The following is a 13801-nucleotide window of genomic DNA, read 5'->3' as shown; positions in this document are numbered from 1 at the left end:
TGGCGTTACATCGCGGACTCGAACACGCCCACGATCTCGGCGAGCGTTGCCTTGCGCGGATTGGTAAGCATGCAGACATCTTTCCGGGCGTGTTCGGCCATGATCTTGTGGTCTTCGGCCTTGACGCCGAGCACCGTGAGCCCGGCAGGGATACCCACAGATTTAGACAGGAGGGCGATCGCGTCGATGGCCGCCTCAGCGGCTTCATCGCGGCTCATCAGATCGGTTGGCACACCCAGCAGGCGAGCGATGCGTGCATAACGGTCTGCCGCAGCGATAAGGTTGAAACGGCAGACATGCGGCAGGAGCACCGCATTACACACGCCGTGAGGCAGATTATAGAATCCCCCAACTGATGCGCCATGGCATGCACATAGCCCAACGACGCATTATTGAAGGCCATGCCCGCAAGATATTGCGCGTAGCACATGGCAACCCGGGCTTCCATGTTCTCCCCATTACCCACGGCCTTTGCCAGATTATCGGCGATCAGGGTTATGGCTTTTTCGGCGCAGGCATCAGTAATCGGGGTCGCCGCTGTCGAAACGTAGGCCTCAATGGCGTGGGTAAGCGCGTCCATGCCCGTTGCAGCGGTGAGGGCGGGCGGCATGGCGACCATGAGATTGGGGTCGTCGATGGCGATCATTGGCGTGCAGCGCCAATCGACAATCGCCATTTTTACGTGCGTTTCGGAGTTCGTTATGATGCAGAACCGCGTCATCTCCGACGCGGTGCCTGCCGTTGTGTTAATGGCGATAAGCGGTGTCATGGGGACTTTGGACTTATCGAGCCCTTCGTAATCACGAATATTGCCGCCGCCTGCGGTCACGAGACCGATCCCCTTCGCGCAATCATGGGCTGAGCCACCACCGAGCGAAACGATGAAATCGCAGTTCTTGTCCTGAAAGATTTTCACGCCGTCATGCACGTTGACATCGGTCGGGTTGGGCTCAGCTCCGGCGTAAATGACTGTTTCGAGCCCGTCTTCAAGCAGATAACCCGAGATCGTGTCGGCGACCCCAAGCTTCTTCATGCCCGCATCGGTTACGATCAGGGCCTTTTTTGCCCCAAGCGCTTGGCGCGGTCGCCAGCCTGTCTGGCGCAGCCAGGACCGATGAGCGTGACGCAGGGAATGAAGAAACTATCGGTGTGATCTGCAAGAGCGATATGCGCCATGATAGGTGTCCTCTCGTTAAACTACGCTTTCGGGCAGCCCGCGCCATGCACGACGATCACCCGTCCGCGTATTGAACGCGCGAAATTGGCTGGACAATCAAGAATATTCCGATCAATAAAACTCGATCAGAATATAGGTTATATTTTGATTTGAAGAATAAATACAAAATAGATATTATTGTTCTATAATCTATCTGAAATCAGTACCTGTCAGGTTCTCAATAAGTCCAGGATCTGCCTTGGTGGAAGAACTTTGCGGGGGCAGGAGGGGGCGGCGCCTGTTTTGCCGTAGGCCTCATTTTATGGGTAAAGAATGGCTACTCTCGCAGCAAAAAACGAGTGCGGTCGGTGTCGCTGCCGCGCTTTCAGACGGGATGCGTTGTCGCGATGACCCGCAACGTGCTTCACTTGGCGGGCGGCGTGCTTTCGACCTGAACACAAATTCTGGCAGCCGGAATGTCACTGTCGATCAGGGCGTGACGCCTGATGTGCAAATCAGATGGAACCGGATATTGTCGAGTCCAAGCGCACGGAAACTTCTATTTTATGTTGACGGTTTCGATGAGCATCACAGCGGGCTCGTCGCCTTACCCGCAAAGCGCCCCTTTGGTGAGGCTACTCAGGACGAGGAACAGGGAACCTAAGTAAGGGAGAGAGCTGGCTCTCTCCCTTTTCGTCTCAGAGTGCGGCGAGCAGCGCCTTGGTTAGCTCTGCCGTGCCGGTTTCGCCGCCGAGGTCGCGTGTGCGCACGCCGTCGATGCGGATCACGCGATCAATGGCGTTATCGACGCGTGTCGACAGATCCTGACGCCCTACATGGGCCAGCATCATGCTCGCTGCCATCAGCATGGCGAGCGGGTTGGCTACGCCCTTGCCTGCGATATCGGGCGCCGAACCATGCACCGCCTCGAAAATGGCAGCATCGGGACCGATATTGGCGCCAGGAGCCATGCCCAGACCGCCGACCAGACCTGCGGTCAGATCGGAAAGGATATCGCCGAAGAGGTTTGTGGTGACGATCACGTCATACTGCCACGGATCGGTCACGAGCTGCATGGCGCAGGCATCGACGATACGCTCATCGACGGCCACCTTGCCTTCATATTCCTTGGCAATCTTGCGCCCTTCCTCAAGGAAGATGCCGCTGAAGATCTTGAGAATATTGGCCTTGTGAACCAGCGTGACCTTCTTGCGGCCATTGGCGACGGCGTAATCGAACGCGAAGCGCACGATACGGGCGCATTCGCGGCGCGAGTTGAAACCGGCGCCATAAGCCAGACCCTTCGGATCGTCACCATCGGGCAGGTAATGCTCCATGGCGGCATAAAGCCCTTCGATGTTCTCACGCACGACAACCAGATCGACCTTGTCGAAGCGCCCGCCCGGCACAACCGTGCGCGTCGGGCGCAGATTGGCGTAGAGACCGAATTCCTGACGCATCGTCACGTTGACCGACTTGAATCCGGCGCCGACAGGGGTTGTCAGCGGGCCCTTGAGCGCGAGACCGGTCTTGCGAATGCTGTCGAGCGTAGGCTGCGGCAGGGGCGCTCCGAATTTTTCGATTGCACCGAGCCCACCCGATTGATGGTCCCACTCGAAAGGCGCCCCGATTTTCGTCAGGATCTCGACAACCGAAGCGGTGATCTCGGGACCGATACCGTCGCCTTCGATAAGGGTCGCGGGGATCATGTGATCAGCCATTCTGTCTTTCCTTTGTCAGTTCGTAATCGGCGCACAGGCGGTGGTGAGCCAGTTCCTGTCCGTGTCGTCCAGTAGTGGCCCGATGCGCGAGAGCGTATCCTCATGATAGGCATTCAGCCAGCGCAGCTCTTCGGGTTCCAGTAACGATGCCATGATCAGGGTACGATCAAAGGGCGCAAAGCCCAGAACTTCGAACTCCAGAAACTGTATTTTCGCTTCAAGCGGTGCAGGGCGCACCAGAAGCAGGTTTTCAAGGCGGATACCATATTCACCCGGCAGGTAGTAGCCAGGTTCATCCGACAGGATCATGCCAGCTTCAAGCCCGACCGGACGGGCCACAGAGCTGATATTCTGCGGTCCTTCATGCACCGAAAGATAGCTGCCGATTCCATGGCCCGTGCCGTGATCGTAATCGAGGCCGGCCTGCCAGAGCGCATAACGAGCCAGCGCATCGAGGCGGTGCCCTGTCGTGCCGGCAGGAAAACGCGCGCGGGCGAGAGTGATATTGCCCTTGAGTACGCGGGTGAAGGCTTCGCAGAGCGACGCAGGCGGTGTACCGGGACCGTTCCAGATCGTCCGCGTCACATCGGTCGTGCCTGCGCTGTACTGGCCTCCGCTATCGATCAGATAAACCTGATTGGCCTCCAGCACACGATCTTCGCCCGGCAATGCGCGGTAATGCGGCAGGGCGGCATTCGGCCCGACTGCCGAAATCGCGGGGAAGCTTTCGCCATGATAATCGGGCGATGCCGCCCTGAGCCCATCAAGGATCTCGGCAAGTTCGGTCTCGCGAAGCCCCGTGCTTCATGACTGACAAAACGTAGAAAACGGCATAGCGCGGCGGAATCGGTCAGATGCACCTTGCGGGCACCGTTCTGCTCGGTCTCATTCTTGCAGGCGCGCGGCAGGGCGCAGAGATCGGCGCCACGCGCGAGCTTCGCCCCGGCATCGGAAAGTTTCTGGATGAACCACAGCCCGGTCTGTGCCGGATCGAAGCGCACTACCTGACCGCTCAGCGCTGCGAGACGTTCAGGCAGATCGTGGGGTGGCAGGACAGAGACATTGCGGAAGGAAATGGCGGCGTCGGCACTGACCCGGCTGATATCGACAAAAACCTCGAGTGAGGCATCGTGATGAAGAATGCCAAAGGCGAGAATGACCGGCGTATGAGGCACGTCATCGCCACGGATGTTCAGAAGCCAGGCAAGCGAGGTCGGGTCACAGACAAGCATCGCTCCCTGACCGGCCTTACGCAGAGCGCCGCCAATCTTGCGACGCTTCGAGAGGCTGTCTTCTCCGCTGAATGAAATTTCCTGAAACCTCACCTCGCTTTCGGGTGGGGTGGGTTTGTCTGTCCAGGCCGCATCAATAGGGTTCCGGGCAAGCGCGACAAATTCGTGATCCGGACCGATCAGCGCATTCAGTTGCACCTCACTGACCAGCTTAGGATCATAGCCGATCTTCAGTCCCTTACCATTGACCGCGAGCCAGGCAGCAGGCGGTTCGTTGGTGATGTGAAGGCATTCCCACTGGCTGGCATTCACCTGATCGCGCAGCTGGCTAGTGTAGCGCCCGTCAGAAAACACCGCCGCCTCGTCGCCCAGCAGAATGGCCATACCTGCAGAACCGGTGAACCCGGTCAGCCAGGCAAGACGCTCTGCATAAGGGGCGACATATTCGCCCATGAATTCATCGCCGCGCGGCAGAACAAACCCGTCAACATGGCTTGCTAGAAGCTCCTTCCTGACAAGGGCCTGGCGATTGGCAAGAGGAATGAGGCTCATCGCATGATCTTTCAAACTGGGAGCAGAATTCAGCGGCTCTCGAAGAGCCGATACATGAAAACAAGATCGAGCCAGCGTCCGAACTTCCGGCCCATCTCGGGAAGAGGCGTGCTCTCGCTGAACCCCGCTGCGCGATGAAGCGCGATCGAGGCCGTATTGCTGGCCGTGATGGCGCCGATCAGCACATGCATGCCGGATTTATTGGCATGACGGACCATCTCATCGAGAAGAATACGCCCGATTCCGCGACGCTGGGCGTTTCGGGAAACATATACGGAATGCTCGACCGTCTGCGCATAGCCCTCATACGCACGAAAAGGCCCATATGAGGCAAAGCCGAGAATTGCGTCGCCCTCGACTGCGACAACGACAGGGAAGTTCTTTGCCTGCCGATCGGTCATCCAGTCACGGCGTTCTTCCAGCGTACGGGGCGAGGTGGCCCAGATCGCCTCAGACGTGGCGATCGCGTCATTAGTGATCGCCAGGATTTCTGGCAGATCGGCCTCGGTCGCGTCGCGCAGCTCAATCACGGCGACGCAGAACCAGCGTGGACCATTCGCCCTCATAATACTGCTTTTCCAGCACCAGACCCTGACGTCTGTGTGCAGCCATCACCATGCGCGCCTGAGTGGTTAAAAGGCCGGCAAGAATGACCGTGCCGCCCGGTGCGAGATGGGTTGCAAGTGAGCGTGCCATTTTGCAAAGCGGACGGGCGAGAATATTGGCAAAGACGAGATCGTATGGGGCCTTGGCGCGCACGGCCGGGGTGAGCCAGCCATTGCCGAGGCGCGCATCGATCAGCGGACCGATGACATTCAGCTTGGCGTTGCTTGCAGCTACCCTTACAGACCAAGGTTCGATATCGACAGCCAGAACGCGCTTGTGAAAAAGCTGCGCCGCGGCCATGGCGAGAATGCCGGAGCCGCAGCCCATATCGAGAATGCGTGCCGGCTTGCGCCAGGCCATGTCTTCCAGCGCTCGAAGACAGCCTCGTGTCGACCCGTGTTCACCCGAACCGAATGCAATGCCCGCATCGAGCGTGATCGTCAGGCGGTCGCGCTTGTGGCTGGGGGCGAGATGGGTGCCACGAATGGCGAAACGCTTGCCGACATCCTGCTGCGGAAATGCCTCATAGGTGCGCGCCAGCCAGCCTTCTGCTTCGGTGCGTTCGCGGGTGAGTTCAGCGTCGACCCCTGTCATCAGGCGTGCGAGCGTCAGGGCACGTGCGAGTTCCTCTTCGCCATGGCCGACATCCTTCACGCCTTCGACGCGCCAGATATTCTGGTCTTCATTGGCTTCGAAGATACCGACCGTGGTGCAGACGGTCAGCATCGCCTGCTCGAAAAGCGGCACGGCCTCATCGGCAACAGTGACTGAAATGGTTTCAAGCGCCGAAGCGTGTCGTCTGGATGCGCTCACGAGACCTGTTCCACAAAATGCGCCATGATGCGTTTTTCGCCTGCCTTTTCGAAGTTGATATGCAGCCGGTCAGATTCGACGGCCAAGACGGTGCCATACCCGAATTTCTGATGAAACACGCGGGCGCCAATGGCAATTCCGTGTGAAGCATCCGGCACGATATCGGTTACGCGCGGGGTCGGGCGGCCATAGCTACCTCTTGCGCTCGTCAGCGGCCCGGACGCGAAGATTGAGCTCTGCGCCGCCAGCTGGCGGCGTTCCTGCATGGCCTGACCGCTATGTTCGACCGTATCGGACGGAATTTCATCGATGAAGCGGCTCGGCATGGAATCCTGCCAGTTGGCGTAGATACGCCGACGGGCCGCATGAAGAATCACGGCCCGCTTGCGGGCGCGAGTGATGCCGACATAAGCCAGACGACGCTCTTCCTCCAGACTTTTGAGGCCGCCCTCGTCGAGACTGCGCTGGGACGGGAAAACGCCTTCCTCCCATCCAGGCAGGAAGACGGTATCGAATTCCAGCCCCTTGGCGCCGTGCAGCGTCATCAGGCTCACCGTATCGACGTTGGCCTTGTCCTCGGTCTCGGTCACGAGGGCGACGTGTTCGAGAAAGCCTTCGAGTGTCCCGAAATCGCCGATGGCTCGGAGCAGCTCCTTGATATTATCGAGCCTGCCCGGAGCCTCAGGCGTCTTGTCGTCGCGCCACATCTGCAGATAACCGCTGTCTTCAAGCAATTGCTCGGTAGCTACGACATGGCCCTCGCTCTCGCGTGTCTCACGCGCACGCTGGAAGGCATCCATCAATCCTGCCAGAGCTTCACGCCCTTTACCCTTCACGAGCCCGGTTTCGAGGGCGTGGACAACGCCGACGCTGAGAGGCGCATTAAGGGTGCGGGCTTCGTGATGCAGCTTCTGTAGCCCTGCCGCTCCCACGCCACGCTTCGGAACATTGATGATGCGTTCGAAAGCCAGATCGTCAGCCGGCTGCGCCAGAACGCGCATATAGGCCATGGCATCGCGAATTTCGGCACGTTCGTAAAAGCGCAAACCGCCGACTACGCGATAAGGCAGGCCCAGCGTCAGAAACCGCTCTTCGAAGGGGCGGGTCTGGAAACCCGCCCGCATCAATAAGGCAATTTGCGAGAGTGGGTGACCCTCTGTGCGCAGACGCTCTATCGCCCCAGCGGCGATACGGGCCTCCTCGTCGGAATCCCATACGCTGATGATCTGTACTTTTTCGCCCTGGGCATCCTCGCGTCCTGGACGCAAAGTCTTGCCGAGGCGACCCGAATTATGGGCGATCAGCCTGAAGCGGCGGCGAGGATCTGGGCTGTAGAGCGGTAATTGCGCTCCAGTCTGACAACCTTGGCGCCTGGGAAATCCTTCTCGAAGCGGAGGATGTTCTCGATTTCAGCCCCACGCCAAGAATAGATCGATTGATCGTCATCACCCACGCAGGCGATGTTCGACGGACCATGCTCGCGCTTGGCCAGAAGCCTGAGCCACAGATACTGGATTGTATTGGTATCCTGATACTCATCGACCAGAATATAGCGAAAGAGGCGATGATACTGAGCAGCACATCGGGCTGGGTGCGCAGAATTTCCAGGGTATGCAGCATCAGATCGCCGAAATCGCAGGCATTTACAGCCTTGAGACGGTCCTGATAGGCGGCGTAAAGCTTGCGTGCATGGCCGCCTGCGAAATCAGTATCTTCGGCAGGGGTGACCTGCTCGGGCGTCAGGCCGCGATCCTTCCAGCGCTGGAAAATGCCGAGCAAGACTTGAGGCGGCCAGCGTTTCGTATCGAGGCGAAAGGGCTCCATGATCTGTCGTACAAGGCGGATCTGGTCATCCGTGTCGAGAATGGTGAATCCCGTTGATAGCCCGACATATTCCGCGTGTCGGCGAAGCATCCGTGCACAGAGCGCATGAAACGTGCCCAGCCACAGACCGTCTGCTGTCTCACCCAGCAGGGCACCCACGCGCTCGCGCATTTCACGAGCGGCCTTGTTGGTGAAGGTGACAGCCAGGATCTGATAGGGCCGTGCGCGTCCCTCGAGAAGAATATGAGCAAAGCGTGTCGTCAGAACACGCGTCTTGCCGGTTCCTGCCCCGGCCAGAATGAGAAGCGGCCCTTCGGTAGTCTCGATGGCCTCACGCTGCTCGGGGTTGAGACGGTCGAGATACTCGGGGGATGAGGGTGAGATGAGGGATTGCGTCACCTGATCGATATAGAATGTAATGGCGCGATGGCCAAACCCTCTTTTCCGCTTCCCGAGAAGAACCTGCTCAAGGGCACAGGCCCGCAGGGCCATCGAGAACGTATGCGCCACCGGGTTCTGACGAACGGCGCCGAGACACTCGCAGATTACGAAGTTCTGGAGATGCTACTGTATTACAGCATTCCCAGGAGGGACACGAAGCCACTCGCCAAAGCTTTGCTGCATCGCTTCGGAAGCCTTGCTGCCGTCTTCAACGCGCCGGGAAAGGACCTGCGGGCGATGGGGGTGAGCGAGCAGGCCGTCCTGCTGTTGAAATTTCCTCCGGTCGTATCGGAAAGGCTTGCCCTCGCTGAAGAGCGGCTCAGGCCGAAGCTGGGGAGTTGGGATCAGCTTTGTGCCTATCTTTCGCGTAGCATGGTCAGTGCCGTGCCGGAGCAGTTTCGACTGCTTTATCTTGATAACCGTAACCGCCTTCTGGCCGATGAACCTGTTGACGATTTTACCTCGACCGCTCCAATTTTCAGGCGAGGGCTGGCGCTACAGGCTGTGGCGCTGATCGGTATTCAGAAGACCCTGGCCAGTTTTCATGCGACAACCTCGCCGCTGAAGTTTTTCGCGCAAAGATTGAGTGAGGAGGCAGGTGCCCTCTCGATGATCGTGCATGACGTGGTGGTCGTTTCCGACAGGCGTTCTCCCCTCAGTCTCAGACAGAAGGGATTGTTCTGAGGAACTCTCGAACTCAGGTGCGCGAAAGCGCCATGAGCTGGGCTTCTAGTGCGGGCGCAAGGGCATCGGGCGATTTAACCAGGAGGTCGGCACCCGCTTCAGTGAGTTCCGCCTCGCCGCCATAGCCCCACAAGACGCCAATCCCGCGCATCCTGTTGGCATGCGCGCCCGAAATGTCGAAGCGACGATCGCCAATCATCAGGGTACGAGAAGCGTTCAGTCCTTCCTGGGCAATAATACGCGCAATCATCTCAGGCTTTTCCCCGCCACTATCGTCATCTGCTGCTCCGTGGATGCGATCGAAACACCGATCAAGACCATGACCCGCCAGAATCGACCGTGCCAACGTTGCTGGCTTCGACGTCGCCGTGAAGATTCTGATGGGAGAACGCGCCAGGATTTCAAGCAATCCAGTCATGTCGGGGAATACAGGGGTCTGAAAGCGCCCGGAGTCGTCATAAAAGCGTCTGTAGAGTGTGATCGCCTCATCGACGTGTGTCGCCGTAAAATCCGATGACCTCAGCCATGAGCTCGGCGAGTGGTGGCCCGACGACCCATGTCAGATCGATCGTCTTGTCTGGCACGTGGCCCAGTGACGAGACGACCGCATGAAGAGTTTCGATAATACCAATGCGTGAGTCGATAATAGTTCCGTCAAGATCAAATAAAATAGAATGTTCACTCGTAAATTTCTCGAAAGTCGACATAGTATTCCCTGTAGATTTCAACGGGGGAGAGGTTGAAAGAAAGAAATCTCAATAAAGTTGCAATTAGCCAGGAGCTGGAACCTGATAATGGCGTATCAGAGCTTCTTCCGGCAGGTTGGGCCGAGATTCCCCATCGAGCTGTAGTCTCCGGTCATGGACGTGTATTGGCAGATGACGTGCTGTTGCGCCTCTTCTGTGAGGCCGTTTCTGTACCGATGGAGCGTCGTCAGCCGATGGTCGATGCGTTTCTTATCCGTTTTGGCTCTCTCGCTGCCGCTTTTGCCTCGGACGAAAAGGCATTGAGCGGCCTCATGCATATAGAGCCACATATTCGCACGGCGCTGCACCTCGTTCATGATGCGGCGATGAGGGTCAGTCGTGCCCGTCTTGGGCGAGATGATATTTTCACCAATCGTAAACTCATGCTCGACTATCTGATTTCCCGGCTGGCACGCGAGCCGATAGAGCAGTTCCGTATCCTGTTCCTCAACGACAGGAATCGCCTTCTGGCCGACGAAGCGCAGACCCGTGGCACCGTGAACCACACGCCGGTCTACCCGCGGGAGGTGGCGCGACGCGCTATGGAACTTGGTGCGAAAAGCATCATTCTGGTCCACAATCATCCGAGTGGCGATCCGACCCCGTCTGACGGGGATATCGCCATGACCCATGATGCCCAGAGAGCGGCAGCGCTCATCGGGGTGCGCGTTGCCGATCATATTATTATCGGCAACGGCGCCTATGTGAGTTTCAGCGATTTAGGCCTCTTGAAGGTCTTTCAGGGTTGACTCGAAACGGGCCGAGACACCGTAAGGACCGGGCAGGGCACCCAATGGAAACAGGGCGTTGACATGCCCCATTTTCCGCCCGGGGCGGCACTCGCTTTTGCCATAAAGATGCAGCGCCAGCCCTGAGCGGTCGAGCACGGCCTCGCAAAGTCCCATTCCCTCAGGACCGACAAGGTTTTTCATGACCGCATCGCTGTGACGAAACGGGTCGGGCAAAGGTAAATCGGCAATGGCGCGGATATGCATTTCGAACTGGTCGATCAGGCAGGCATCCATGGTCCAGTGGCCGGAATTATGTGGGCGTGGCGCGATCTCGTTAACAAGAAGCGTGCCCTTTGCCGACACAAACATCTCGACGCCGAGAATGCCTATCAAGCCAATCGTTTCGGCAATCCGACGGGCGAGGGCTTCGGCTTCCTCCGCAAGCGCCACAGGGATTCGGGCTGGCGCGAGACTCACATCGAGGATGCCGTCACGATGCTGGTTCTCAGTCACGCTGAAGCAGCGCACGTCCCCGCTCGCACTGCGTGCGACCATCACGCTCAATTCACGTTCGAAATCGACGAATCCCTCCGCAATGAGCGGGTAGGGAAGATCCGCTTCGAGGGCTGCAAGGGTCTCGGCATCCGTTACGCGGAACTGTCCCTTGCCGTCATAGCCAAAACGGGTGGTCTTCAGCAGGAATGGGAAACCAAGTTCGGCTGCTGCATCGCCGAGATGTGTTTCGTCCGGCACGGAAACCCAGGGGGCGACAGGTATTTCCTGCTCACCAAGAAAGGTCTTTTCCAGAATGCGGTCCTGGCTGATGGCCAGAATGCGACCGGCAGGATGAACAGGGCAGAGCGACGCAAGAAGCTCAAGACCATCGGACGAGATGTTCTCGAATTCGAATGTAATCACATCGACGCTCTCGGCAAAGCGGCGCAGAACCACCTCGTCGTCATAGGCGCCAATTGTGACACTGCGCGCTGTGTCCTGAGCTGGCGGGTCATTCTCCGCGCTCAGAATATGAACCTGATAGCCGAGGCGCGACGCCGCGACCGCCGACATGCGCCCAAGCTGGCCACCACCGATGATCCCGATCGTTGCCCCTGCAGGCAGCGCAGAACGGCTCATGATTCGGGGGTGTCGGCCACGGAAGCCGTCTGCATAGCGCGCCATGTGTCGAGACGTGCCTGCACGCCCTCATCGTTGAGAGAGAGGATAGAAGCCGCAAGGAGAGCTGCGTTGATCGCGCCGGCCTTGCCTATGGCGAGTGTGCCCACAGGCACACCGCCAGGCATCTGCACGATGGACAGAAGCGAATCCATGCCTTGAGCGCGTGCGATTCAACGGGCACGCCCAGAACGGGGAGAGTTGTCCAGGCTGACACCATGCCAGGCAGATGCGCAGCACCACCAGCACCGGCAATGATGACCTGCAAGCCGCGGCCACGGGCTGAACGCGCATAATCGGCAAGGCGGTCAGGGGTACGATGGGCGGAAACGATGCGTGTCTCGAAGCTGATATCGAGTTCGGCCAGCTTCTCGGCCGCAAAATTCATCGTCGTCCAGTCCGACTGGCTGCCCATGATGATGCCCACCCTGGGGGTCTGGGCCGCATCCGTCGATTGACGATAGAGGTCGAGTTCTTCGCTCATTCAGGCAATATCATCCGGTATCAGGCGGTTCTCGATGAAGTTGATCTCGTCCTTGAGGACGAGCTTGCGCTTCTTGAGCCGCTGTAATTGCAGCTGATTAAGAGGATGCTGCACCAGCCTGTCTATCACCGTATCGAGGTCGCGGTGCTCGCTACGGAGCTCATGCAAACGGCGAAGCATGACTTCATGATCAACGAGCATCGTTCTCTTTCCGCTTGAATGACAGGCGCCAACCCCAAAAGCCTACAACAGGGTTGGCGGCTGGTGCCATCTCTTCTTAGTTCTGACCGTCGCCGAAGTCTGACAATTCCGCGACGACGGGCACAGTATGCCCTTCACGGGCAAGGCGCTCATTGGCAGACTGCACGGCGGCGTTCAGATCGGTCTGGCTGCACAGACCCAGGATCACCGGATCGCGCGGCTTGATGTTGGCACTGTTCCAATGCTGGCGATCACGCACCTTGGCAATGGTGTCTTTCGTGGTGCCAAGAAGCTTGATGACCTGCAGTTCGGAAAGCTGCGGGAACTGGCGGATCACAAAGGCAATGGCATCCGGGCGGTCATTACGACGAGCGATGGGCGTGTAACGTGCGCCCTTGGCGCGACGCGCGACCGGGTTGGCCTTTGCAGAGAGCTTCAGGCGAAGATCGGGGTTGCCCTCGCAGCGCGTAATCTGCTCCTGCGTCAGCTGGTTGTTCTTGACCGGGTCATAGCCATTGATGCCAGCAGCGACTTCACCATCGGCAATGGCCTGCACCTCGAGCGGATGCATACCACAGAACTCGGCGATCTGAGTGAAGGTGAGGGCGGTCTTGTCGATCAGCCACACAGCGGTGGCTTTCGGCATAAGCGGCAAGGTCATCTCGGTCTATCCTGCGTGAGGAGCGTCGCTCCAGCAGGCACCGATCGAAATGTGACGCCCCGGCGGGCCGGGGTGATCTGCACGGCACCTGCTGGATGCATTGCAAAGTCTGCGCTGATATGGTCTGCGAAACGCGGAAGGGTCAAGCCCTTCCGCGTCAAAATGGGTAAAAAACCGATGCGTTCGGACGTCATCATCGGCGCGCCCATGGAGTATCGCGCGAAAGCCTGCAAGGCTCAGGCGGCGTGCCCGACAGAGGTCTTCTGCAGCGTATTGGACGGCGGTGCGGTCACGGGGCGCGTTGCACCCAGAGTGATGGGAATACGCCGCGGCTTCAGCGCCTCAGGCGTCACCTGGCATATGGTGATGGTCAGTAACCCGTTAACGAGTTCGGCACCGGCAATCTCGATGTGATCGGCCAGGGCGAAACGCCGCTCAAAAGCGCGTGTTGCTATGCCGCGATGCAAGATCTCGCCAGCACGGACATGACGGGGGGCGCTGCCCTTGATGATCAACTGGTTGTCGGCGAGGTATATTTCGACATCCTCCGGTCCGAAACCGGCAAGCGCCATGGTCACGCAATAAACGTCATCGGATGCTTTTTCGATATTGTAGGGGGGGTAGCTCGTATTGGCGGGCGCGTTCGACACGGCGTCATCGACGAGGCGCGCCAGGCGGTCGAAACCGATCGCGGAGCGGAGAAGCGGTGCAAAATCGTAAGACATGGTGTGAACCTCCTTCAAGGCAGATCCAACAGCACGCCTCCATGATGGCAG

General features: G+C 58.6%; 11 protein-coding genes and 4 pseudogenes. 2 read left to right on the top strand and 13 right to left on the bottom strand.

Annotation, left to right across the window (positions count from 1 at the left end):
• Positions 1-5: 5 nt before the first annotated feature.
• The 6 genes and pseudogenes from mdh to JCM25414_RS19805 form a co-directional block, all read right to left on the bottom strand.
• A pseudogene (gene mdh, locus JCM25414_RS19815) lies at positions 6-1176 on the bottom strand (iron-dependent methanol dehydrogenase).
• A 678-nt stretch (positions 1177-1854) separates the two neighbouring features.
• Positions 1855-2877: an isocitrate/isopropylmalate dehydrogenase family protein gene (locus JCM25414_RS11940; protein ID WP_025841797.1), complete on the bottom strand. Its 1023-nt coding sequence runs from the start codon at positions 2875-2877 to the stop codon at positions 1855-1857.
• Positions 2878-2892: 15 nt separating this feature from the next.
• A pseudogene (locus tag JCM25414_RS19810) lies at positions 2893-4661 on the bottom strand (M24 family metallopeptidase).
• Between the two features lie 29 nt (positions 4662-4690).
• On the bottom strand, positions 4691-5191 hold the full coding sequence (locus JCM25414_RS11930; protein WP_369346062.1) for a GNAT family N-acetyltransferase: 501 nt from the start codon (positions 5189-5191) through the stop codon (positions 4691-4693).
• Positions 5184-6080, bottom strand: coding sequence for a 50S ribosomal protein L11 methyltransferase (locus tag JCM25414_RS11925; RefSeq protein ID WP_025841795.1), 897 nt, complete (start codon positions 6078-6080; stop codon positions 5184-5186). Before JCM25414_RS11925 ends, JCM25414_RS11930 begins: the two co-directional genes overlap by 8 nt.
• Positions 6077-8303 (bottom strand): annotated as a pseudogene (locus JCM25414_RS19805) (ATP-dependent helicase). Before JCM25414_RS19805 ends, JCM25414_RS11925 begins: the two are co-directional and overlap by 4 nt.
• A 102-nt stretch (positions 8304-8405) precedes the next feature.
• Between JCM25414_RS19805 and JCM25414_RS11915 the strand changes: the two are divergent.
• A complete protein-coding gene (locus tag JCM25414_RS11915) occupies positions 8406-9029 on the top strand; it encodes a JAB domain-containing protein (protein ID WP_242403541.1) in 624 nt (207 codons plus the stop codon).
• 13 nt (positions 9030-9042) lie between these two features.
• Here the strand turns inward: JCM25414_RS11915 and JCM25414_RS19800 are convergent, their stop codons facing one another.
• Together JCM25414_RS19800 and JCM25414_RS25190 are read right to left on the bottom strand one after the other, a co-directional pair.
• Entirely contained in the window at positions 9043-9510 is a 468-nt protein-coding gene (locus tag JCM25414_RS19800; protein WP_242403549.1) for an HAD family hydrolase, read from the bottom strand.
• A gap of 4 nt (positions 9511-9514) precedes the next feature.
• Positions 9515-9736, bottom strand: coding sequence for an HAD family hydrolase (locus JCM25414_RS25190; protein WP_242403540.1), 222 nt, complete (start codon positions 9734-9736; stop codon positions 9515-9517).
• Positions 9737-9900: 164 nt separating this feature from the next.
• Between JCM25414_RS25190 and JCM25414_RS11905 the strand changes: the two genes are divergently transcribed.
• Positions 9901-10524, top strand: coding sequence for a JAB domain-containing protein (locus JCM25414_RS11905; protein ID WP_025841793.1), 624 nt, complete (start codon positions 9901-9903; stop codon positions 10522-10524).
• On the opposite strand, the gene JCM25414_RS11900 is transcribed toward JCM25414_RS11905, so the two are convergent.
• The 5 genes and pseudogenes from JCM25414_RS11900 to JCM25414_RS11875 form a co-directional block, all read right to left on the bottom strand.
• Complete coding sequence (locus JCM25414_RS11900; protein WP_025841792.1) at positions 10495-11640, bottom strand: 5-(carboxyamino)imidazole ribonucleotide synthase; 1146 nt, start codon at positions 11638-11640, stop codon at positions 10495-10497. The genes JCM25414_RS11905 and JCM25414_RS11900 overlap by 30 nt on opposite strands.
• Positions 11637-12163: pseudogene (purE, locus tag JCM25414_RS19795) on the bottom strand (5-(carboxyamino)imidazole ribonucleotide mutase). The gene JCM25414_RS11900 and the pseudogene purE overlap by 4 nt, the downstream one beginning before the upstream one ends.
• Positions 12164-12364, bottom strand: coding sequence for a YdcH family protein (locus JCM25414_RS11890; RefSeq protein WP_025841791.1), 201 nt, complete (start codon positions 12362-12364; stop codon positions 12164-12166).
• Between the two features lie 76 nt (positions 12365-12440).
• Positions 12441-13025: a DUF1013 domain-containing protein gene (locus JCM25414_RS11885; protein WP_025841790.1), complete on the bottom strand. Its 585-nt coding sequence runs from the start codon at positions 13023-13025 to the stop codon at positions 12441-12443.
• A 236-nt stretch (positions 13026-13261) separates the two neighbouring features.
• On the bottom strand, positions 13262-13750 hold the full coding sequence (locus JCM25414_RS11875) for an Hsp20 family protein (RefSeq protein WP_025841788.1): 489 nt from the start codon (positions 13748-13750) through the stop codon (positions 13262-13264).
• Positions 13751-13801: the final 51 nt, after the last annotated feature.

This window comes from Asaia platycodi JCM 25414 (assembly GCF_000614545.1).
GTDB classification, from domain to species: domain Bacteria; phylum Pseudomonadota; class Alphaproteobacteria; order Acetobacterales; family Acetobacteraceae; genus Asaia; species Asaia platycodi.
The sequence above is the reverse complement of the archived record's forward strand: the minus strand, read 5'-3'. Positions and strand labels throughout refer to the sequence as shown.